General features: G+C 72.4%; 19 protein-coding genes. 7 read left to right on the top strand and 12 right to left on the bottom strand.

Features of this window, described 5'->3' with window-relative positions:
* Nucleotide 1 precedes the first annotated feature (1 nt).
* From ACI1MP_RS29060 to ACI1MP_RS29035, 6 genes are all read right to left on the bottom strand, one after another.
* Nucleotides 2-1,720: a glycoside hydrolase family 13 protein gene (locus ACI1MP_RS29060; protein WP_404869817.1), complete on the bottom strand. Its 1,719-nt coding sequence runs from the start codon at nt 1,718-1,720 to the stop codon at nt 2-4.
* Between the two features lie 41 nt (nt 1,721-1,761).
* Nucleotides 1,762-2,664 carry a sugar ABC transporter permease gene (locus ACI1MP_RS29055; RefSeq protein ID WP_043913029.1) on the bottom strand — a complete coding sequence of 301 codons (903 nt, stop codon included), beginning with the start codon at nt 2,662-2,664 and terminating at the stop codon, nt 1,762-1,764.
* Between the two features lie 56 nt (nt 2,665-2,720).
* Nucleotides 2,721-3,671, bottom strand: a complete 951-nt coding sequence (locus ACI1MP_RS29050) for a carbohydrate ABC transporter permease (RefSeq protein ID WP_100586766.1) — start codon at nt 3,669-3,671, stop codon at nt 2,721-2,723.
* A gap of 115 nt (nt 3,672-3,786) precedes the next feature.
* A complete protein-coding gene (locus tag ACI1MP_RS29045) occupies nt 3,787-5,070 on the bottom strand; it encodes an extracellular solute-binding protein (protein ID WP_380336570.1) in 1,284 nt (427 codons plus the stop codon).
* A 311-nt stretch (nt 5,071-5,381) separates the two neighbouring features.
* Complete coding sequence (locus ACI1MP_RS29040) at nt 5,382-6,452, bottom strand: aldose epimerase family protein (protein ID WP_404869816.1); 1,071 nt, start codon at nt 6,450-6,452, stop codon at nt 5,382-5,384.
* A 129-nt stretch (nt 6,453-6,581) separates the two neighbouring features.
* Nucleotides 6,582-9,536: an ATP-binding protein gene (locus ACI1MP_RS29035; protein ID WP_404869815.1), complete on the bottom strand. Its 2,955-nt coding sequence runs from the start codon at nt 9,534-9,536 to the stop codon at nt 6,582-6,584.
* A 275-nt stretch (nt 9,537-9,811) separates the two neighbouring features.
* Between ACI1MP_RS29035 and ACI1MP_RS29030 the strand changes: the two genes are divergently transcribed.
* Nucleotides 9,812-10,855 carry a hypothetical protein gene (locus ACI1MP_RS29030; RefSeq protein ID WP_380336579.1) on the top strand — a complete coding sequence of 348 codons (1,044 nt, stop codon included), beginning with the start codon at nt 9,812-9,814 and terminating at the stop codon, nt 10,853-10,855.
* Between the two features lie 261 nt (nt 10,856-11,116).
* Nucleotides 11,117-11,443, top strand: a complete 327-nt coding sequence (locus tag ACI1MP_RS29025; RefSeq protein WP_189271152.1) for a nuclear transport factor 2 family protein — start codon at nt 11,117-11,119, stop codon at nt 11,441-11,443.
* A 69-nt stretch (nt 11,444-11,512) separates the two neighbouring features.
* On the opposite strand, the gene ACI1MP_RS29020 is transcribed toward ACI1MP_RS29025, so the two are convergent.
* Both ACI1MP_RS29020 and ACI1MP_RS29015 read right to left on the bottom strand, forming a co-directional pair.
* Nucleotides 11,513-12,733, bottom strand: a complete 1,221-nt coding sequence (locus ACI1MP_RS29020) for a serine hydrolase domain-containing protein (protein ID WP_404869814.1) — start codon at nt 12,731-12,733, stop codon at nt 11,513-11,515.
* A 90-nt stretch (nt 12,734-12,823) separates the two neighbouring features.
* Nucleotides 12,824-13,156 (bottom strand): hypothetical protein, encoded by a 333-nt coding sequence (locus ACI1MP_RS29015; protein WP_232734010.1) that lies wholly within the window; start codon nt 13,154-13,156, stop codon nt 12,824-12,826.
* A 113-nt stretch (nt 13,157-13,269) separates the two neighbouring features.
* Between ACI1MP_RS29015 and ACI1MP_RS29010 the strand changes: the two genes are divergently transcribed.
* From ACI1MP_RS29010 to ACI1MP_RS28990, 5 genes are all read left to right on the top strand, one after another.
* Complete coding sequence (locus ACI1MP_RS29010; protein WP_380336585.1) at nt 13,270-13,809, top strand: NUDIX hydrolase; 540 nt, start codon at nt 13,270-13,272, stop codon at nt 13,807-13,809.
* 51 nt (nt 13,810-13,860) lie between these two features.
* On the top strand, nt 13,861-14,649 hold the full coding sequence (locus ACI1MP_RS29005; RefSeq protein ID WP_380336588.1) for a TetR/AcrR family transcriptional regulator: 789 nt from the start codon (nt 13,861-13,863) through the stop codon (nt 14,647-14,649).
* A gap of 364 nt (nt 14,650-15,013) precedes the next feature.
* Nucleotides 15,014-17,629, top strand: a complete 2,616-nt coding sequence (locus tag ACI1MP_RS29000) for a hypothetical protein (RefSeq protein ID WP_404869813.1) — start codon at nt 15,014-15,016, stop codon at nt 17,627-17,629.
* Nucleotides 17,630-17,973: 344 nt separating this feature from the next.
* Nucleotides 17,974-18,720, top strand: a complete 747-nt coding sequence (locus ACI1MP_RS28995; protein WP_380336594.1) for a dienelactone hydrolase family protein — start codon at nt 17,974-17,976, stop codon at nt 18,718-18,720.
* A gap of 59 nt (nt 18,721-18,779) precedes the next feature.
* Nucleotides 18,780-19,190: a DUF4259 domain-containing protein gene (locus ACI1MP_RS28990; RefSeq protein ID WP_380336596.1), complete on the top strand. Its 411-nt coding sequence runs from the start codon at nt 18,780-18,782 to the stop codon at nt 19,188-19,190.
* Between the two features lie 7 nt (nt 19,191-19,197).
* Here ACI1MP_RS28990 and ACI1MP_RS28985 read toward each other — a convergent pair whose 3' ends face one another.
* The 4 genes from ACI1MP_RS28985 to ACI1MP_RS28970 all read right to left on the bottom strand — a co-directional run bounded on the left by ACI1MP_RS28985 (nt 19,198) and on the right by ACI1MP_RS28970 (nt 21,868).
* A complete protein-coding gene (locus ACI1MP_RS28985) occupies nt 19,198-19,521 on the bottom strand; it encodes a hypothetical protein (protein WP_380336599.1) in 324 nt (107 codons plus the stop codon).
* 82 nt (nt 19,522-19,603) lie between these two features.
* The gene (locus tag ACI1MP_RS28980) at nt 19,604-20,293 is read right to left on the bottom strand and encodes a spermidine synthase (protein ID WP_404869812.1); all 690 of its coding nucleotides are present in this window, start codon (nt 20,291-20,293) and stop codon (nt 19,604-19,606) included.
* A 79-nt stretch (nt 20,294-20,372) separates the two neighbouring features.
* Nucleotides 20,373-21,227, bottom strand: a complete 855-nt coding sequence (locus tag ACI1MP_RS28975; RefSeq protein ID WP_404869811.1) for an amino acid ABC transporter permease — start codon at nt 21,225-21,227, stop codon at nt 20,373-20,375.
* Nucleotides 21,224-21,868 (bottom strand): amino acid ABC transporter permease, encoded by a 645-nt coding sequence (locus ACI1MP_RS28970; protein ID WP_100586780.1) that lies wholly within the window; start codon nt 21,866-21,868, stop codon nt 21,224-21,226. The genes ACI1MP_RS28975 and ACI1MP_RS28970 overlap by 4 nt, the downstream gene beginning before the upstream one ends.
* Nucleotides 21,869-21,880 lie beyond the last annotated feature (12 nt).

The following is a 21,880-nucleotide window of genomic DNA, read 5'->3' as shown; positions in this document are numbered from 1 at the left end:
CTCAGACCGCCCACCATGCGGTGCTGTCGGCCGGGAGTTCGGCCTGCTCGGACTCCGCCACGGCCGCCGAGGACAGCAGCAGCCGGCCGGGCGCGGGAACGGTGACGCTCTCGCCGGTGGCGTTCACGGTGCACACGAACGACCCTTCGGCCGACTCGCGACGGAACATCAGCACGCCCTCGGGGGCGGCCAGCCACTCGACCTCGGTGCCGGCGCCGAGCGCGGGCTGCGCGCGGCGCACGGCCAGCGCGGAGCGGTACAGCTCCAGCGTCGACGTCGGGTCACCGGTCTGGACCTCCACCGACAGCCCGGCCCAACTGGCGGGCTGCGGCAGCCAGCTCGGGCCGCCGGCCGTCGGGCCGAAGCCGTACGGCGCCTCGGCGCCGGACCACGGGATCGGCACCCGGCAGCCGTCGCGGTAGCCGTCCTGGCCGGCCTGCCGGAAGAACGACGGGTCCTGGCGGACCTCGTCGGGCAGGTCGGTGACGTCCGGCAGGCCGAGCTCCTCGCCCTGGTAGATGTACGCGGAGCCGGGCAGCGCGAGCATCAGCAGGGTGGCGGCGCGGGCCCGGCGCAGGCCGAGCTCGCGGTCGCCGGCGGTGCGGATCTGGGTGCCCAGGCCGGGCTCGTTGGCGAACCGGGTGGCGTGCCGGGTGACGTCGTGGTTGGACAGCACCCAGGTGGTGGGGGCCTGCACCGGGCGCATCGAGTCGAGCGACAGGTCGATCACCTCGCGCAGCTTCGCCGCGTCCCAGTCGGTGCCCAGGTACTGGAAGTTGAACGCCTGGTGCAGCTCGTCGGGGCGGACGTAGTTGGCGGTGCGCTGGACGGTCGGGGTCCAGGCCTCGGCGACGCCGATCCGGTCGCCGGGGTACTCGTCGAGGATCTTTCGCCAGCTGCGGTAGATGGCGTGCACGCCGTCCTGGTCGAAGAACGGCATGACGTCGTTGCCGAGCAGCTTCAGCTGGTCGTGGCTGCCGAGGTCGGGCAGGCCGGGGGCCTTGACCAGGCCGTGGGCGACGTCGATCCGGAAGCCGTCGACGCCCATGTCGAGCCAGAACCGCAGGATGGAGCGGAACTCGTCGGCGACCGCGGGGCTGTCCCAGTTGAAGTCGGGCTGCTCCGGGGCGAACAGGTGCAGGTACCACTCGCCGGGGGTGCCGTCGGGGTTGTCGCTGCGCGTCCAGGCCGGGCCGCCGAAGATGGACTCCCAGTCGTTCGGCGGGAGTTCGCCGTTCTCGCCCTTGCCGGCGCGGAAGTGGTAGCGCTCGCGCAGCGGGGAGCCGGGGCCCTCGCGCAGCGCCCGCTGGAACCACTCGTGCTGGTCCGAGGAGTGGTTGGGGACCAGGTCGACGATGATCCGCAGGCCCAGCTGGTGGGCGTCGCGGATCAGCCCGTCGGCGTCCAGCAGGGTGCCGAACATCGGGTCGACGGCGCGGTAGTCGGCGACGTCGTAGCCGGCGTCGGCCTGCGGGGAGGCGTAGAACGGCGAGAGCCAGACCGCGTCCACGCCGAGGTCGCGCAGGTAGGGCAGGCGGCTGCGGATGCCGGGCAGGTCGCCCATGCCGTCCCCGTTGCCGTCGGCGAAGCTCCGCGGGTACACCTGGTAGATGACCGCGTCCCGCCACCAGCCGCCTCTGGAGGCCCCGGTGGTCGCAGCAGTCGTCCGAGCGGCGGGAACGGCGGCGGGCCGGGAGGCGTCGGCCAGGTTCTGGGTCATTGGACAGTCATCCCTTGGGTGCTGTGGAAGGTGACGGAGGTTCAGGACTTCGCCGCGCCGGCCGTCAGACCGGTCACCAGGTGACGCTGCACCAGGTAGAAGACGACCGCGGCGGGGATGGCGATGAGCACCGAGGTGGCGGCCATCAGCTGCCACTGGTGGTCGTGCTCGCTGACGAACGAGGCCAGGCCGACCGCCAGCGTGTACTTGCTGGACGAGAGCATGAAGGTGGAGGCGAAGGCGACCTCGCCCCACGCGGTGAGGAAGGAGTAGAACGCGGCCACCGCCAGGCCCGGGCGGGCCAGCGGCAGGATCAGCCGCCAGAAGGCGCCGAACGGCGACAGCCCGTCGACCCGGCCGGCCTCGTCGATCTCCACCGGGATGGTGTCGAAGTAACCCTTCAGCAGCCAGGCGCAGTACGGCACGGTGGTGGTCGCGTAGACCAGGATCAGGCCGGTGTAGCTGTCCAGCATCTGCAGGTTGGACAGGATGTAGTACATCGGCACGATCAGCACGGCGATCGGGAACATCTGGGTGACCAGCAGGGCCCACATCAGCGGGCGGTAGCCGGGGAAGCGCATCCGGGAGACCGCGTAGCCGGTGGTGGCGGCGATCAGCACGCCGATCAGCGTGGTGCCGCCGGCCACGATGGCCGAGTTGCCGAACCAGGTGAGGAAGCCGGTGTCGCCCAGCACCCGGCCGTAGTTGGCGAAGGTGGCCTTGTCCATGATCTTCGCCGGGTGCAGGTAGTCCATGTCGTCCGGCCCCAGCGAGATGTACGCGATGTACAGCACCGGGAACAGGGCGATCAGGCTGGCGACGATCAGGGTGCCGTGCGAGAGCACGGAGGCCAGCCGGGAGGACTCTCCGCGCGGACGGACCTTGACGGGTCGTCCGGCGGGCGCCGGGTCGTCGGTGGCGGGGCGGTCGGCGGTGAGGGTCATCGGGCTACCTGCCTGGTCCTTGGGCTGGGGTTCGGTTCCGGTCCGGGCGTCGGCGCTCATCCGTTGGCCTTCTCGACGCGGGCCGTCCAGCGGCGGTAGAAGCCGGTGAAGACGATCAGGATGGAGAGCAGCAGGATTCCGTAGGTCGCCGACTGCGCGTAGTCCGCGGGCTGCTGGCCGAAGCCGAGGCGGAAGGCCCAGGTGACCAGGATCTGCGCGTCGGGGGCGCCGGAGCCGAACAGCAGGAAGATGATGGCGAACTGGTTGAAGGTCCAGATCACGCCGAGCAGCACGACGGTGGAGGAGACGGTCCGCAGGCCGGGCAGGGTGACGTGGCGGAACCGCTGCCAGGCGGTGGCGCCGTCCATCTCGGCGGCCTCGTACAGCTCGGCCGGGATCGACTGGAGGCCGCCGAGCAGCGAGATCATCATGAACGGCACGCCGACCCAGGTGTTGACCAGGATCGCGGCGAACTTCTGTGCCAACGGGTCGGACAGCCAGCCGGGTTCGGGCAGGTGCAGCATCGACAGCAGGCCGTTGACGGCGCCGCCGTCGGCGAGCATCAGCCGCCAGGAGAAGACGGTGACGAAGGTCGGCACCGCCCAGGGCAGGATCAGGACCAGCCGGTAGACGCTGCGGCCGCGCATCTTGCGGTTGAGCAGCATCGCCAGGCCCAGGCCGATGCTGTAGTGCAGGACCACGCAGGTCACGGTCCAGACGACGGTCCAGATGAAGTGCGACCAGAACCGGTCGTACGCGGTCGGCCCCCACAGCACGTCCGCGTAGTTGTCGAGGCCGACGAAGTCGAAGCTGTCGGGTATGTGGTTGACGCCGATCTGGCGGCCCACGTTGAGGCTGGTGGCGTTGGTCAGGGTCAGGTAGAAGCCGCGCACCAGTGGGTAGCCGACCAGCGCCCCGAGGACGACCACGACCGGCGCGACCATCGCGTACGCGTACCAGTACTTCGAGTACGACAGCCTGATGCGCTGAACGACCGCAACTGCCATGGGTTGACACCTTCTCCGGGAGGTCCGCCGCCTGCCTCGGCGACTGGTGCTGTGTGGTCTGACGGGGCGCGCCCGGCCCACCGTCAGGTGTGGGCCGGGCGAGCCTGGTTCCGACTTACTTGCCGAAGCCCGGCAGGAGCTTCGCGTAGTCGGTGGCGGTGGCGTCCAGGCCGGCCTTGGTGTCGGACTGGCCCTGGACGATCTTGCCGAGGTTGGTGCCGAACGAGCCGAACAGCGAGGCGTACTCGGGCAGTTCGGGGCGCGGCTGGGCGGAGGTCAGGATCGCCTGGAAGTCGGCGATGCCCGGGTTGGCCTTGACCTCGGCGGTGTAGGCGTCGCTGCGGGTCGGCAGGGTGCCGTTCTTCAGCGCGAGGAAGGTCTGGCTCTCGGCGGAGGTCAGGAACGCGGCGAGCTTCTCGGCGGCGGCCTTGTGGGCGGCGTCGGAGCCGGCGTAGACGGAGACGTTGTGGCCACCGGTCGGGGCGCCGCCCTTGCCGGAGGCGCCGTTCGGGACGGCCGCGATGCCGAGGTTCTTCTTGTCGGCGAAGGCGGCGCCCTTGTAGACGTTGGTGACCTCCCACGGGCCCTGGATGATCGCCGCGACCTTGCCGGTGTTGAAGGCGTCCATCATGTGCGCGTAGGCGTCGGTGGTGACGTCGGCCTTCACGGTGCCGGGGGCGGTGAACATCGACTTGTAGGTCTCGACGGCCTTGACCGCCTCCGCCGAGTTGACGGTGATCTTCTTGCCCGCGGCGTCCACCATGTTGGTGTTCTCGCCGTACAGGAACGGCATGGCGTAGTAGCCGTCGGCGGCCTTCAGCCAGAAGCCGTCCACGCCCGCCTTCTCCTTCAGCTGGGCGGCGTCGGTCTTCAGCTCGTCCCAGGTGGTCGGCGCGGCGGTGATGCCGGCCTTGGCGAACAGCTCCTTGTTGTACATCAGGGCGAGGGTGTCGGTGACCAGCGGGACGCCGTAGGTCTTGCCCGAGTACTTGGCCTGCTGGATCAGCGAGGGCTGGAAGACGGAGGCGTCGGTCAGCGCCGGGGTGCCGTCCAGCGGCTCCAGGTAGCCGGCCTTGGCGAAGGCGGAGGTCCAGCCGACCTCGGAACGGAAGGCGTCCGGCGCACCCTTGGCACCCATCGCGGTCTGGAGCTTGTTCTGCGCCTGATCGAACGGCACGTTCTCGAACTTGACCTTGATGTTCGGGTTCGCGGCCTCGAACTTCTTGACCAGTTCCTGGTAGTTCGGCGCCTCGTTGGTGGCGTTCGAGGTGTCCCAGTAGGTGATGGTGACCGGTCCGCCGTCGCCCTTGGCGTCCGAACCGGAGCCGCTGCTGCCGCACGCTGCAAGAGTGACCGCAAGAGCCGCAACGAGAGCGGAGGCCGCGATACCACGCCGCATGGAAACTCCTTGAAAGATGAGGGTGCCCGAGTGGGGGAGGACCGCGCATAATGGCTGTCCCAGCCGACTGCGCCGTTGCAGGCCGTCGGGCTTGAGCAGGAACGTAACAGCGCGGCCAACGCGACTGAAAGTCCTTGCAGCAAGTTTCTGCAAGTTCCAGGGGATCGTTACGTCCACGTGTCCTTAGAGTTGCCGCCGCGCGTCTTGACCATCTGTGGCCTTGCGGAAACTCCTTGCAGCCCCACCATCGCTGAGCAGGCAGAACAGGGCCCCGGGAAGCTCCCGGGGCCCTGCTCGGTGCGCTGCTGCGGTCAGCCGGCGGTGCCCAGCCGCAGCACCGTGCTGGAGCGGAACTCCTGGCCCGGCCGCAGCTCGGTCGACGGGTAGGACGGCTGGTGCGGCGAGTCGGGGTGGTGCTGGGTCTCCAGCGCGACGCCCGCGAACGGGCCGTACCGCGTGCCGGACGGGCCGACCACGCTGCGGTCGAAGCCGTTCGCGGTGTACACCTGCAGGCCCGGCTCGGTGGTCAGCACCTCCAACGTCCGCCCGCTGCCCGGGTCGGCCAGCAGCGCCGCCCGCACCGGCGGGCCGTCCGCGGGGCGCTCGCGCAGCACCCAGTTGTGGTCGTACCCGTGCGAGAGCTTCAGCTGCGGGTGCCCCTGGGCGAGGCCCTCGCGGATCGGCCGGGCACTGGTGAAGTCGAACGCGGTGCCCGCCACCGGCTCGAACGGGCCGTACGGGATCTGCCGCTCGTCGACCGGCGTGATGGCGTCCGCGTCGATGGTCAGCAGGTGGCCGAGCACGTCGCCGCGGCCCTCGCCGGCCAGGTTGAAGTAGGCGTGGTTGGTGAGGTTGACCACCGTGGGCCCGGTGGTGACGGCCCGGTAGGAGATGGTCAGGTCGGCGCCGTTCAGCGTGAAGTCCGTCCAGACGTCCAGCGCGCCGGGGAAGCCCTGGTCGCCGTCCGGCGAGTGCAGGTGCATCCGCACCCCGTCGGGGATCTCCTCGGCCTGCCACACCCGGTGCGAGAACGAGTCGGGCCCGCCGTGCAGGGTGACGCCGTGTCCGGTCGGCAGCAGCGGGTGGTCCTCGCCGTCCAGGGTGACCCGGCTGTCGGCGATCCGGTTGGCGTACCGGCCGACGGTGACGCCGTAGTGCTTGGCCGGCCCGAGCAGCGCCCCGACGTCCTCGGTGGTCAGCAGCACCTGCGCGGGCGTGCCCGCACGGTCGGGCGCGGTCAGGGTGTGCAGCGCCGCGCCCAGGGTGATGACGGTGGCCTCGATCCGGTCGGAGCGCAGCGTCCACCGGTCCAGTCCCATCCCGGCCCCGGACGAGTCGTACGGTGCGCGGTGCACCTCGGTGGGCCGGTCCGGCACGGTCATGGGCTGCTCCTCGGTCCGTGATCACCCTGCTCGGCTTGGTTCGTGATCACCCTTGTCGGCCAGCGTAGCCCGCCCCGGCGGGCGGGTCGGTGACCCGCTCCCCGCGCGCCGGGGTGGTCCGTCGGGCCGTCAGACAGCCTGCCCGGGGTCGTCACCGGGCAATCCGAGCGCGTCGGCGAGACCCTCCGGTCCGGTGCCGAGCTTGCGGTGGACGGCGGCCAGCCGCTGCTTGACCACCGACACCGGCAGCTTCAGCTGTTCGGCGATCCGCTGCGGCGGCAGGGCCTGCACCGCCAGTTGGGCGACCTCCAGCTCCTGCTCGTTGAGGGTGACCTTGACGGGCACCAGCGCCCGGCTGGGCTGCAGGCCGGACGACGCGAGCACGTTGCGGGCCCGCACCTCCAGGCCGTCGGCTCCGCAGTGCTTGGCCAACTCCATTCCCTGGTAGAGGTGTTCGGCCGCCTCCAGGCTGCGGCCGACCTGCACCAGGGCGGCCCCGAGGTCGACCAGCGCGTGCGCGTGCTCGTAACTGGCCGGGGAGCGGCCGAGCAGGGAGACGGCCTCCTGGAGCAGTTCGACGGCCCGCGGGCCCTCCCACACGCTGGCGGCCAGCCGCAGCGCGCTGCCGATCGCCGACGGCGAACCGGACTCCCGGGCCCGGGCGACCGCGTCGTCGCCGTTCTTCCGGGCGGAGGGCAGGTCCCGGTGCGCCATCGCCACCGCCAGGTAACCGGCCCACGGCGCGTGCACAGTGGAGCGCCAGCCGCGCTTGTCCAGCCGCATGCCGGTCTCGGCGAGCACCTCGACCGCCATGTCGTAGTCGCCGCGGGAGATCAGCAGCTTGCCGTAGATGGTGGCGACGTCGGGCAGGACCAGCGCGGTCTGGTGGTACGGCGGCGAGAAGCGGTACCGCTGCGCGATCTCCCAGGCCTCCCGGTCGCGGCCGCGGGCCAGCAGGGTGTCGATCAGCGAGCCGACCAGGTTCCACTGCAACGGCAGGCCCGAGCCCATCCGGTCCGCGATCCGCAGACCCCGGCGCAGGAAGTCCTCGGCCTCCGGGAGGAAGCCGCGGCGCAGCCGGGCGAAGCCCATCAGGAAGTAGGCGAAGCCGCGGTGCGCGCCGCTCCACCCGGCGATCTCGAACTCCAGGATGGCGGAGCTGAACAGCTTCTCGGCGCGGGCGAGTTCGTCGTTGTAGGCGAAGCACAGACCGAGCAGCGCGGGCAGTTCGAAGTTCCAGGTGGTGTTGGTCCAGCCGAGGCTGCGCGGCAGCCGGCCGAGGACCAGGGCGTCCTCGGCGGCCCGCAGCGCCTCGGTGGTGGGGCCGCCCTTGAGGGTGAGGTCCCAGGCGTGCAGGGCGCGAACCGGCTGGGAGGCCTCGCTGTCCTCGTCGACCTGGGCGGCGAGCGCGGTGACCTTGTCGGCCCGCTCGCGGCCGTTGTCCTCGTCCCGCTGGAGGGCGGTGTACAGCAGGTGGGCGGTCAGCAGCCGGACCTTGCCGAGGCCCTCGGCGGTGTTCTCGGCCTCGGTCAGGCACAGCCTGGCGGCCCCGGTGAGGTCGCCGCCGTGGGCGATCACCTCGGACAGCCGGAACACCGCCTCGACGCGCAGGTCGGGGCTGAGGCCGTCCTCGATGTCGAGCGCGCGACGCAGCTGGTTGGCGGTCGCGTCCGGGTCGGTGAGCAGCGCGGCGCTGCCGAGTTCGTACAGCACCTCGGCGCGGTCGTCCTCGTCCGGCGGCTCGGCCAGGGCGCGTTCCAGGCAGCGGCGGGCGGCTTCGGGGGCGCCGATGGCGAGGTTCTCGGCGGCGGCCCGGCGCAGTTTGCGGACCATCCGGTCGTCGCCCTCGCCGGGGTGGGTCTCCAGCAGGTGCCGGGAGGCGGAGAGCAGCGAGCCGCCCCGGTCCTCGATCGCGGTGGCGGCGATGCCGTGCATGCCGGTGCGGGTGGCGTCCGGGATCGACTGGTAGATCGAGGTGGCGATCAGCGGGTGGACGAACTCCAGCTTGCCGTTGGGCTGGCTGGTGAGCACCCGCAGCCGGCGCAGCTCGCGGACCGACTGGGCGGACTGGGCCGGGCCCTGGGCGCAGATGGTGGCGGCCAGTTCCTCGCTGATCTCGGTGCCGAGCAGGGCCGCGGCCCAGGCGAACTGGATGACGGTCGGGCCGAGCTTGTCGAGCCAGTAGTCGCGGCCCTGGCCGCGGGCGGCCGCGGCGAGGTCGCGCAGCCGGGGCGAGTTCTCCTCGACGGGTTCGAGGTTCTGGTCGCGCACCTCGCGCAGCAGGGCGACGGTGTCGAACGGGGCTCCGGCGGTGACGGCCCACACCTGGCGGCAGAACGCGTCGTCGGCCTCGGCGAACTCGCTGTGCACGATCTCGGCGATCGACAGCGGGTTGAGCGGCAGCAACTCGTGCCGGCGCTCGGCGCGTTCCTGGATCTGCAGGACGAGCGGGCGGGCCGCCTCGTCGAACTCGTGGCGGTAGGCGAAGACCAGCAGCACCGGAAGCTCCCGGGCGCGGACCGCGAACGAGGCCAGCCAGGCCAGCGACTCCTGGTCGACCGCGTGCAGGTCGTCGATCACCACGACCAGCGGGGCCCGCCGGGGCGCGAGTTGGGTGATGACGAAGTCGAGGCCGTCGTGCACGCCCTGCGGGTCGATCCGCTCGACCTCGTCGGACGGCGGGGCCAGGCCGACGGCCGGCGCGACGATGTTGTACCAGTTGCCGAACACCTCGGTGCGCTCGTCCTCGTCGAGGTCGCCGAGGACGGGCAGCAGCAACTGCCGCAGGACGCGGAACGGTTCGTGCTTCTGGCGTTCGCTGCCCCAGGCGAACAGCACGGTGGGGTCCTTGCGGGCGCCGGCGATCCGGCGGACCTGTTCGAGCATGGTGGTCTTGCCCATGCCGGCCGGCCCGGAGAACAGCAGCAGTTCGCCGATCTTGGTGCCGCCCGCGGCGAACTCCCGGCACAGCTTGTCCACGGCCTGTTCGGCGGAGTGGAGTTCGTTGTCGCGCTCCCACAGCCGCTTGGCGACTGCTCCCTCACCGGCCACCGATTCCTGCGGCCCGCTCTGCTGTTCGGCCACGTCCGTCCTTCCGCCTCGCCTGCCCCGCACTCCGCTTCGACCATAGCGTCGTCGAGGGCGGCACGGGCGGCGTTCCCGCAGGCGGTGGCCCCTACGGGGAGTCAGATCGCCTGGTCAGGGGCAAATCCCTTGCGGACGACGATCACTGACGGATCGTCAGGTTAACTCTTTCCGGTTTCCCAGGTGTATTCGATCTTTGCGAGGGAAGACCGACGCCGGGCGCGAGCCCGAAATCGACTTGACGCCCCAGCACATCAGGCCGCTCTGGAGAAACGTTGGCTGCCATACCCCCGCTCTTCTGCCCCATCCCCTCGACCCTGCACCCCGCGCACGAGACCGTCGGCAAGAGCACCGAACTCTGGCTCGAAACGATGGGCTTCACGCAGGAGGAGGAACGCCGCCGTCGCCTCCTGGCCATCGGCGCACACGAATTCGTCTGCCGGATCGCCAAGGACGCCGATGGCATCACGGGGCTGGAACTGGTTTCGCAGTGGTTGTGCAGCATGCTCACCCTGGACGACGAGTGGGACACCGGCCGACTGAGCCGAGACCCCTCCCGTGTACTCACGATAGCAGCCACATTACTCGCCGTTATCAATTCCACGCCTTCCCACCCGGCGGAGTCGGACATCTACGTCGCCTCGGTGCGCGACGTGTTCCGCAGAGCCCGGGACTGGGCCCCCGCGGTCGCCGTGAAACGGTGGGCGGACAGCCAGTTGGAGTCCTTCATGGGCGCCGCCGCCGTCACCGCCTACCGGGCGCAGGGCCGGCCGATGACGCTCTCCGAGTACCTGACGATAGGGCCGCTGGACCGCGGCAGCCGCTCCTGCATCGAGATCATCGAGGTGTGCGAGCGCACCGCCGTCCCGCAGTCCCAACTGGACTCGCCGCGGGTGCACGCGCTCACCGAGGCCGCCAAGTTCCTGGTGCTGATCGCCGCCGACGTCTACTCGTACCGGCGGGAGGACAGCCAGGGCGCGCTGGAGAGCAACATCGTCGACGCCCTGGAACGACATCTGGGCTGCAAACGGGACCAGGCCCTGCAGGAGGCCGCCGCGCTGCACGACCGCACCATGGTCCTGTTCCTCCGTCTGTCGGACCGCGCCGCCCGCCGTGCCGGGCCCGAACTGCGGCGCTACATCGACCAGTTGTCCAACCTGGTGAGCGGGAACCTGGAGTGGGGATTCACCTCCGCCCGCTACACCACCCGCACGCCGGGCGTCGTCCCGATCGCCGAGCGTGCCGAGCGCCCCGCCGACGGCCGACTGACGCCGCCGCCCTACCCCGAGATCGCCTGGTGGTGGGAGCAGCTCTGGTGACGGACCGCTGACGGCCCGACAACCGCGCCGCGCCTCCCCGACCGGGGCGCGAAAACCGCCCATCGGGACATCACACCACACCACTCCCCCGGCCCCGGCCCGCGGCACGCGCCCGGGGCCGAAGCGTGCCCGCAGCGGTGGCGCACCGGCTCCGACCGGCCCAGGAGGGCTGGCGAACGGCGGTCCGGCGTGGTCACGTCGGGTCAGTGTCCGATCCGTCGGGCCCGACCCGCCGTTCCACCGCCAAGGAGTGAACCCCTCATGACCATCGCCGTCGACAAGCTCTCCGACCCGGCCGTGCGCCGACTGCTCGGCGCCGTCAACTCGGGCAACCGGGACGCCTTCTTCGCCGCGCTCACCGACGACGCCACGATGTCCGACGACGGCTCCCAACGCGACCTGGCGGACTGGGTGGACCGCGAGATCTTCTCCTCGCACGGGCACATCGAGGTGCAGACCGAGAAGTCCAACGGCCGCGCCCTGGTGGCCGACTTCCGCAACGACGCCTGGGGCGAGATGCGCACCGCCTGGAGGTTCACCGTCGCCTCCGACGGCCGGGTCAGCCACTTCGACACCGGCCAGGCCTGACCGTCCCCTTGGCGGGCGGTCCGTGCGCACCGGCCGGCGGCCGCTCGCGTCAGGACGGCCGGCGACCGGTCAGCCCCGGGCCGCCAGGCACTCCCGGACGGCCGTGATCAGCGCCCGCGAACGGATGTCGCCGGTGACGCCGGGCTGCATGCCGTTGGTGACGTAGCCGAAGCCGATGCCCAGTTCCGGATCGGCGAAGCCCAGCGAACCGCCGCGGCCCGGGTGGCCGAAGCTCGCCGGGGACGCCATCGGCGAGGTGCCGCTGTGCCGGAAGAAGCCCTGGCCGAACGTGGTGTTGACGATCAGCACCCGGTCCGGCCCGTGCACCGAGGGGCCAACCGCCTCGGCCAGGGTGGCCGGCTCGAACAGTGCGGGCAGCCGCTGCCCGGGCGCGTCCGTCCGGTCGGTGGGGCCGATCAGCGCCGCGTAGAACCGGGCCAGCGACCGGGCGGTGCCGATGCCGCCCGCGCCCGGCACCTCGACGGCCTGCACCGCCGGGTCGTCCAGGTCCACGCTGCTGCGGACCGAGCCGAACGAGCGGGCCGTCAGCGAGCGCGGGTCCCGGTAGGCGTCCACCACGGACTGCTTGGGGCGTATTCGCATCCCGCCCGGCCCGGCCTTGGCCGCCTCCGGCGCGGGCAGGTCGACCAGCCGGCCGACCCGGCCGGACTCCGCGGCGGGCAGGCCGATCCACAGGTCCAGGTCGAGCGGCGCGGCGATCTCCTCCGCGAAGTACCGCCCGACGCTGCGGCCGCCGGCCCGGCGCACCACCTCGCCGACCAGCCAGCCGAACGTCAGCGGGTGGTAGCCGTGCGCGGTGCCCGGCTCCCAGGCCGGGGCCTGCGCGGCGACGGCCGCCGCGGCCGGGTCCCACGCCAGCACGTCCTCGATCCGCAGCGGCACGTCCAGCGCGGGCAGCCCGGCCTGGTGCGACAGCAGCCAGCGCACCGGGATCCTCTCCTTGCCGGCCTGCCCGAACTCCGGCCAGTACGAGGCCACCGGGGCGTCCAGGTCGAGCAGCCCGCGCTGCGCCAGCAGCAGCGCGGCGGAGGCCGTCAGCCCCTTGGTGACCGACCGCAGCACCTGCGCGGTGCCGGCCTCCCAGCCCACCGCCGACGCCGGCCTGCCGCCCACCTCCGGACGGGCGTCGCCGCTCCACAGGTCGACCACCGGCCGGCCGTCCAGGTACAGCGCGAACGCCGCACCCAGCTCCCCGTACTGCCGGAAGTTGCCCTCGAAAGCCGCCCTGACCGGCGCGAATCCGTCCGCCGTGAATCCCTGGATCTCCACCCGCCCACCTTAGACACCGCCCTCCGCGACCTGCGGAGGGACCGGCGCCGGTGGGCTCGTCACCGCTCCACGGCTACTCCCTCTCCACCGCTACTCCACCGTCCAACCGATGTGGCCGATGCCCGAGGAGTAGATGGCGCAGTGGCCCGCCGACTCCTGCGTCTCGCCGGGCCGGGCCGTCACCGAGGTGCCCGAGACGTCCGGCGCGAGGCCGCACACGATGTCGGCGTGGAAGGTGATCGGGGCGCCGGTGTTGTTGGTGCAGAGCACTCCTCCGGTAAGCGGATCGTTCTCGTGCACCCAGGTGGTGCAGTCCAGCCCCGAACGCACGGCGGCGGGCCCGGACGCGGCCGCGGCGGGCAGCGCGGTGCCGAGCGCGACCAGGGCGGCGGCGACGGACAGGACAACGGCACGGTTCCTCAACGATCCTCCCGGAGCAGGTGACTGACGGTCCGACAACTGACCTTCCCGACCTGACTGTTCCGTATGCCAACTCTTTCGGGTGATACCGGCCGTCCGGGGCCAGAATGGCGGTCATGACCACTCCCTCCCCCGACTCCCCTGCCGCTCCGCTCGACGAACTCGTCGACGTGGTCGACGAACACGACCGGGTGCTGCGCACCGCGCCCCGCTCCGAGGTCTACCGCGACAACCTGCTGCACCGCTGCGTCTTCGTGCTGGTCCGCGACCCGCAGGGCCGGATCTTCACCCACCGCCGTACCGACACCAAGGCGTTCGCCCCCGGCGCCCACGACTGCTTCGTCGGCGGCGTGGTCGGCGCCGGCGAGAGCTACCCGGAGGCCGCCGTCCGGGAGGCCGAGGAGGAACTCGGCGTCACCGGCATCCGCACCCGCCCGCTGTTCCGCTTCCGGTACACCGACGGCGAGCACTTCAGCTGGTGGTCCGACATCCACGAGGCCGAGTGGGACGGCCCGGTCTCCCCGCAGGTCGAGGAGATCGCCTGGTACGCCTGGCTCACCGAGGACGAGCTCACCGACCGCCTCGCCACCTGGGAGTTCGTCCCCGACGGCCGGGAGGCCTGGCGCCGCTACCTGGAACAGCGCGCCACCGGCTGACCGCCCCGGACGTGCTGTCCCGCGCCACCCCGACGAACTAGGGTGGGCCGCATGGCTTCCCGTACGCCGTCCGTGGCGCCCCGCGCGGAGGAACAGCAGCCCGCCCGCACCCCCCGGCGGCGGCTCACCGTCGACGAGCGCCGCGAACAACTCATCGCGGTCGCCCTCGAACTGTTCTCGGACCGGGCCCCCGAGGACGTCTCCATCGACGACATCGCGGCCGCCGCCGGCGCCTCCCGTCCGCTCGTCTACCACTACTTCCCCGGAAAGCAGGCCCTCTACGAGGAGGCCCTCCGCCGGGCCGGCCGCGAGCTCGCCGGACGCTTCGAGGAGACCGCCGACGGCCCGGTCTCCGAGCGCCTGTACCGCGTCATGGGCCGCTACCTGGACTTCGTCCAGTCCCACGAGACCGGCTTCACCGCGCTGCTGCGCGGCGGCTCGGTCGCCGCCAGCCCCGACGCCGACGCCGTCATCGACCAGGTCCGGCGCGCCGCCCAGGAACAGATCCTCCGTCACCTCGGCCTCGCCGACCCCAGCCCGACCCTGCGCCGCACCGTCCGCGCCTGGATCGCCAACGCCGAGATCAGCTCCCTCGACTGGCTCACCGACAAGCCGGTCCCCGCCGAGACCCTGCAACTCCACCTGGTCCAGGACCTGGTCGCCGCACTCGCCGTCACCGCCACCCGCGACCCCGAACTCGCGGCCCTCCTCCCCGAGTTCTTCACCGCTGAACAGCCCGACGGCCCCACCGCCCGCCTCCTCCGCGACCTCACCACCACCCTCGCCACCCCCACCCTCACCACCTCCCTCCTCCACCTCGCCACCCCACCCACCACCTGACCCACCCTCACCCGTCCACAGCCGCACCACCAACCACCTGTCCCCGGACGACCCTTCCTCCTGCGTCGTTCACATCCCCTCCCCTCACGCCCGCGCCGCAGGCGCCCCCCCCCTTTCCCCACCCACACCACCAACACCACCCGCACCACCAACCACCCGTCCCCGGACAACCCCTCCTCCTGCGTCGTTCACATCCCCTCCCCTCACGCCCGCGCCGCAGGCGCCCCCCCCTTTCCCCACCCACACCACCAACACCACCCGCACCACCAACCACCCGTCCCCGGACGACCCTTCCTCCTGCGTCGTTCACGTCTGATAAAAAGTGCCTGAACTGTCCACACCCGAGAACGAGGGGGCTCGGCGAATGACGCAGGACGGCTTCGCCGCCGCAGACCGGATCACGGCCACACTGGACGCGGCGTCCGCCGCACTTCTCGGCAGCCGCGCCACCCACTACCCCGTCGACGCGCTCACCGCGTTCCGCCGACCCCAACACCCGGCCGCCAAGGCCCTGTTCGGCCTGCGGATCAGCCAGATCGGGCCCGGCCTGCTCTCCGTTCCGAAGCTCGGCACGGTGATCGAGGTCTCCGCCAACCGCCGTCCGAACGCGACCGCCGGCCGCGAGGCCGTCCCCGTTCTGACGCAGCGTTTCGCCGCCTCCACCCTGGGCCTGACCGACGTCCCGTCGGTCTCCTCGCTGCGGGTGCACGCCGAGCCGAGCCCGGTGGACAGTGGGCCGCTGGCCGGCTTCACCTCCTCCCTCGCGGCGCTGGCCGAGCCCCGGGTCACGGTCGCCCCGGATGAGCTGTCGACCGGCTCCGGCGTCGAGGCGCGCCTGGTGGTCCCGCCCGCCTTCCACACGCTGACGGTGCGCGGCTCGGGCAACGCCCTCTCGGCCCATCTCGCCGAGACCGCCGAGGAGTTGTTCTCCGGTGCCACCCCGGCCGAGCGCAACGACTTCGCCGTGGTGGCGGCCCTGCTGGCGGAGCAGTTCGCCGGAGCGAACGTCGCCTACGCGGGCCTCGCCGCGCTGCTGGTGAACGGCCGCCGCTCGCGGGTCTCGCTGGTGGTGTCGACCGTTCCGTGCGCCCAGCCGATCCAGGAGCTGGCGGTGGAACTGTCCACCGAGCGCCCGCACTCCGAGGTGTGGACGGTGCTGTTGCCGGCCGGCCCGGCCGCCGTGCTGGTGGAGAACCGGTCGATGCCCGCCCTGAAGGAACTGCGCGACGAACGCCCCGGCGGCGTGGTGCACAGCTCGGTGGTCGAGGCGTTCGTGCCGATGCCGGACGGGGCGACGGTCCTGACGGTCCAGCTGACCACCTCCGACACCGAGGACTGGGACGTCTACACCTCGGTCTTCGCCGACCTGCTCTGCTCGGTCCAACTCGCCTGGGACGGTGTGGCGGTGGCGCCTGCCCCGGTGCCGGTCGGCCGGGCCGTCCCCGCGCACGCCCCGAACGTTCCGGCGCAGTCCGCCGCACCGTCCGTGCCCGTCGCCCCGCCGGTGCCGGTCGCGCCGCCCGAGCAGCCTGACGCCCCGTCGGGCACCTCGGTGCGGGTCCCGCCCTCGGACTTCAACCCCTTCGCGGCACCCGCCCCCGCCGATCCGCCGACCCAGCAGCCGTCCCCGGTCCTGGCCTCCGCCGACCCGTTCGGCGCCCCGGCTCCGGCCCCCGCACCCGCGCCCGAGCCCGAGGCCGCGGACCCGGTCAAGGGCCGCCTGGTCAGGGTTCCCCCGGCGGACTTCAACCCCTTCGGCGCTCCGGCCCCGGCCGCCGCCGCACCGGCCCAACCCGCCCCGGCCGCCGACCCGTTCGGTGCACCGGACCCGTTCGGCGCCGCTGCCGCCACCCCGGCGGCCGCGCCCACGCCGGAGCCCGAGCCCGAAGCCCCGGACCCCACCAAGGGACGCTTCGTCAAGGTGCCCCCGGCGGACTTCAACCCCTTCGGCACACCCGCCCCGGCTCCAGCCCCGGCTGCCACCGCACCCGCGCCCGCGCCCGCACCCGCCGCCGACCCGTTCGGCGCACCCGACCCCTTCGCCGCACCGGACCCGTTCGCCGCGTCCGCCGCCACCCCGGCCGCCGCACCCGAACCCGAGCCCGAGCCGGAGACCCCCGACCCGACCAAGGGACGCTTCGTCAAGGTGCCCCCGGCGGACTTCAACCCCTTCGGCGCACCCGCCCCGGCTCCAGCCCCGGCCGCCGCCGCACCCGCACCCGCACCCGCACCCGCGCCCGCCCCGGCCGCCGACCCGTTCGGCGCACCCGACCCCTTCGCCGCGTCCGCCGCCACCCCGGCCGCCGAGCCCGCACCGGCAGCGGCACCGGCAGCGGCACCGGCTGCGGCCGACCCGACCAAGGGCCGTCTGGTGCACGTGCCCCCGGCGGACTTCAACCCGTTCGCACCCCCGGCCCCGCCCACCGCGGCAGCCGAACCCGAGCCCGAGGCAGAAGCCCCCGACCCGACCAAGGGACGCTTCGTCAAGGTCCCCCCGGCCGACTTCAACCCCTTCGGCGCACCCGCCCCGGCCCCGGCCGCCGCACCCGCCGCCCCCGCGCCTGCTCCGGTCGCGGCGCCCGCGCCCGCTCGGGCGGCCTCCGCCGACCCGTTCGGGACGGTCCTGTCCTCCGAGCCGGCCGATCCGTTCGGGACGGTCACCGGCTCGCCCGCCGCCATTCCGCCCCGGCCCAGCGCGCCGCCGGCGGTCCCCGCTCCGACCGCTCCGCCGGAGCCCGCCGACCCGACCAAGGGCCGTCTGGTGCACGTGCCTCCGGCGGACTTCAACCCGTTCGCACCCCCGGCCCCGCCCACCGCGGCAGCCGAACCCGAGGCCGAGCCGGAAACCCCGGACCCGACCAAGGGACGCTTCGTCAAGGTCCCCCCGGCCGACTTCAACCCCTTCGGCGCACCCGCCCCGGCCCCGGCCGCCGCACCTGCGGCCCCGCAGGCCCCGCCGGCCACCAGCCCCTTCGGCTGAGGCTGATCCGCACCCCGTGAACGGCGAGCCCGCCCGGGCTCGCCGTTCTGCGTCCCCGGGCACCCCCGACGCACGGTCAACCACCCGCAGCCGAGCACCGGTTGACCACTGGCCCCGGGCTCCACCCGTCGGCTAGGTTGACGGCCATGACGACCGGGACGGCCTCGCGCCACTCACGAATCGGCGACCCGGTGCTCCGCTGAGCACCGCCCGGGCCGTGACCGGCCCGCTGCCGGAACGGAATCCTCGCGCAGCCACCACCGCTGCCACAGCCGCCCGCGCTCCGCCTCCGCCGTGTCGACCACAGCCTCGAAACGTCGACCACGCCACGGCAGGAGAAACCGATGTCCGCCCAGCCACGCACCGAACTGCTGCAGATCCCCACCCCGGACGGCCACGCCGACGCGCTGGCCGCCTTCCCCGACGGAGGCGGCCGCCACCCGGGGGTGCTGATGTACCCGGACGGCTTCGGCCTCCGGCCCGCACTCCGCGAGCTGGCCTGCGAGTTGGCGGGCCACGGGTACTTCGTACTCGTCCCCAACCTGTTCTACCGGCACGGCCCGGCGCCGGTGGTCGCACTCCCCCCGTACATCGGGGCGGAGCAGCGGGCCGAGGTCTTCGCCCGGGTCATGCCGTTGGTCACGGCGCACACCCGCGACCGCGCCCTGCTCGACGCCGACGCCTACCTGCGGTTCCTCGCCGCCCGGCCCGAGGTCGTCGCCGGACCGGTCGCGGTGACGGGCTACTGCATCGGCGGTCTCCAGGCCGTCCGCACCGCCGCCGCCCACCCGAAGCAGGTCGCCGCCCTCGCCGCGTTCCACGCTCCCGTGGCGGTGGACGGGCCCGGGCTGTTCGCCGGGCTCACCGCCGAGGTCCATTTCGGCCACGCGGCAAGCGACCTGACGCCCGAGACCCTCGCCGGGCTCAACCGCTCCCTGGACGCAGCCGGGATCACCCACACCTCGGAGATCTACCCGGGCACCGTCCACGGCTTCACCATGTCCGACACCGACGCCTTCGACCCCGCCGCCCGCCGGCTCCACTGGGACCGCCTGCTCCCCCTCCTCGCCCGCGCTCTGCCCACCGCCTGACCCGCGCTGTCAGCGCCCCCTGTCAAGATCCCCATGCACCCCACCCGGAGGAGATCACCATGGGCGCCTGGGACATCGGGCCGTTCGACAACGACCACGCCGCCGACTTCGCCGGCGAGCTCGACGACACTGCACCGGAGCGGCGTGAGGACCTGATACGTGCCGTCTTCGGCGTCGCCCTCGGCGAGTTCGACGACCTGGACGCCGACGACGGGGACCGGATCATCGCCGCGGCCGCCCTGGTGGCCGCGCAGTGCCCGGGCGGCACGCCGGTAGACACCGCGTACGGGCCGGAGCAGCCGCTGCCGGTGTTCGCGTCGGCGACGCGTCGGCTCGCGGCGGACGCGTTGACGGGCGTGCTCGGCGAGGAGTCCGAGCTGGCCGAGCTCTGGGAGGAGACGGACGAGGGCCCGGCCTGGCGTCAGGCGGTGGAGCGGCTGCGCGCCGTCCTGTCCGGCGCCGCCGCCTGACGTCGCTTCAGGCCGCGCCGCGCTCGACGTCGATCTCCTCGGCCAGCACCGCCATCCGGTACAGCGCGACGAAGTACCGGGAGGCGTAACTGTCGGTGCCGAAGGTCGGCAGCAGGTCGGCGAGGAGCTCGATGCGGCAGCGCAGGTGTTCGCGGTGGCGGGCGCCGAGCGGCGGGCCGTCGAGGACGTTGGCGGCGAAGCCGACGAGGGCGGTGTCCAGGGTGACCAGACAGGTGCCTTCGGGCTCCCGGTCGTACCAGCCGGTGGGGAACCTCATGGCGCTGAACTCGTCCCAGAGGCACGCCAGGAGGTCGGTCTTCTCGTCCGCCATGATGATGATCATGCCGCAAACGGAGCCCCGCTGGGAACGCGTTACGTACACATGTTCGGCACGAATCCGGCAGTCGGCGGAGTCAGGCGGCGCGGCGGGCCAGGTGCACCGCGTCGGGCACGCCGCGCTCGACGGCGATCTCCTCGGTGCGGACCTCGGTGAACCCGGCGTCCCGCAGCGCCCGTTCGAAGGCGGCGGACGGCCGGGCGCTCCACACTGCGAGGACGCCGCCGGGCCGGAGCCGGGCGGCGGCGTTGGCCAGGCCGACGGGGCCGTACAGTGCGTCGTTCTCCTCGCCGACCGTCCAGTCGGGGCCGTTGTCGATATCGAGGCAGAGCGCGTCGTAGCGGTCCTCGGCGGAGGCCAGGTACGCCACCAGGTCGGTGTGCAGCACCTCGACCCGCGGATCGTCCAGCGCACCGGCGGAGAACGCGTCGAGCGGCCCCGCCCGGTGCCAGTCGATGATCGCGCCCTCCCGCTCGGCCACGGCGATCCGCCCCCACCGAGGCTCGGCCGCGGCGTGGGCCAGCGAGAAGCCGACGCCGAGCCCGCCGATCAGCACGCTCGGGCCCGGCACCGCGAGCTCGTCCAACGCGGCCTGGATCAGCAGCCGTTCGGAGCGGCCGTCGGCGGTGTCCATCAGGAAGCAGCCGTTCGCGATGATCTCGTACTGCTCGCCGCGCCGCCGCAGCACCACCTCGCCGTACGGACCCTCCCGGCGGTCGACCACTTCGGCCTCGGGCAGGCCCTGACGGCTGGGCAGTACTGACATCCGGTCACTCCCGGTCGACGTACGGTCACGGACCCACCTGACCCTAACCGATGGCGACGGCCCGGTCACCGGGGTTTTCCTACCCCTGCGCGTCCAGCACCGGACCGGCGGCGGCGACCGGCGTCGCCCCCTCGCGCGGGCTGCGCCGGCCGCGCCGCTCCAGCCACTTGGCCAGCCAGGACAGCAGCAGACACATGCCGATGTAGATCGGGGTGATCACCATCACCACGGGGATGAACGGCAGGTCGTAGTCCAGGTTGGTGGCGATCAGCTTCCCGGCGTGCAGGAACTCCTCGTACGTGATCAGGAAGCCCAGCGAGGTGTCCTTCAGCGCCACCACCAGCTGGCTGACGATGGTCGGCAGCATCGACCGGACGGCCTGCGGCACCAGGACGTACGTCATCACCTGGGTCTTGCGGAGGCCGAGCGCGAACGCCGCCTCCTTCTGCCCCTTGGGGACGGCCAGCACGCCGGCCCGGAACACCTCGGCCAGCACCGAGCCGTTGTACAGGGTGAGGCCGGCCACCAGCGCCCACAGCGGTTCGACCTTGAGGGCGACGAAGATGAAGAAGATCATCACCAGCAGCGGCATGGCCCGGAAGAACTCCACCACCAGGGTGGACACCCAGCGCACCGACCGGTGGTCGGAGAGCCGCCCGGCGGCGAACAGCGCGCCGAACGGGAGCGCGAACAGCACCGTCCAGCCGAACGCCTTCAGGGTGTTGCCGAGGCCGCGCAGCAGCAGCTCCTGAACGCCCTTGTACTCGAAGGCCATCCACTTGTCGTGGGTGAACTGGTTGGTGTGGAACAGCATCCAGATCACCCAGCCGACCACGGCGGCGATCACCACCAGCGCCAGGATGCCGTACAGCCGGTGCCGGGCCAGCGCCTTGGGCCCGGGGACGTCGTACAGCGCGGAGGACTCCACCGTCATCGGGACACCGCCACCCGTCGCTCCAGCACGTTGAAGACGGCGCTGATCGCCAGTGTGATGATCAGGTAGCCGACAGCGATCCAGACGAAGGTCCAGACGATGTTGTAGCCCAGCTCGTTGATGGTCCGGTAGGTGCCGAGCAGTTCGACCACGCTGAACGAGCCGGCGATTGCCGTGTTCTTCGCCAGCGCGATCATCACACTGCCCAGCGGGGCGACCACCGAGCGGTACGCCTGCGGCAGCACCACCAGGCTCAGCGTCTGACCGAACGTCATGCCCAGGCTGCGGGCCGCCTCACCCTGCCCCGTCGGCACCGTGTTCACCCCGGAGCGCAGCGCCTCGCAGACGAACGCCGAGGTGTAGCAGCCCAGGGCCAGCACGGCGAAGGTGAAGAACGGCAGCGTGATGTGGAACCGGGGCAGGCCCAGCACCACGATGAAGAACAGCAGCGTCAGCGGGGTGTTCCGGAGCACCGTCACCCACCCGGTTCCGAAGGCCCGCAGCGGCTTCACCGGCGACACCCGGAAGCCCGCGATCAGCACCCCGAGCACCAGCGCCAGCGCGGCGCTGGCCAGGGTCAGCCAGAGGGTGCCGAGGAAGCCGTGCCAGTAGGTCGACCAGTTGCTGGTCAGGACGTTCATCCGCGCCCCCTG

The organism is Kitasatospora griseola (assembly GCF_044999035.1).
GTDB classification, from domain to species: domain Bacteria; phylum Actinomycetota; class Actinomycetes; order Streptomycetales; family Streptomycetaceae; genus Kitasatospora; species Kitasatospora griseola.
This window is presented reverse-complemented; position numbering and strand designations above follow the sequence as displayed.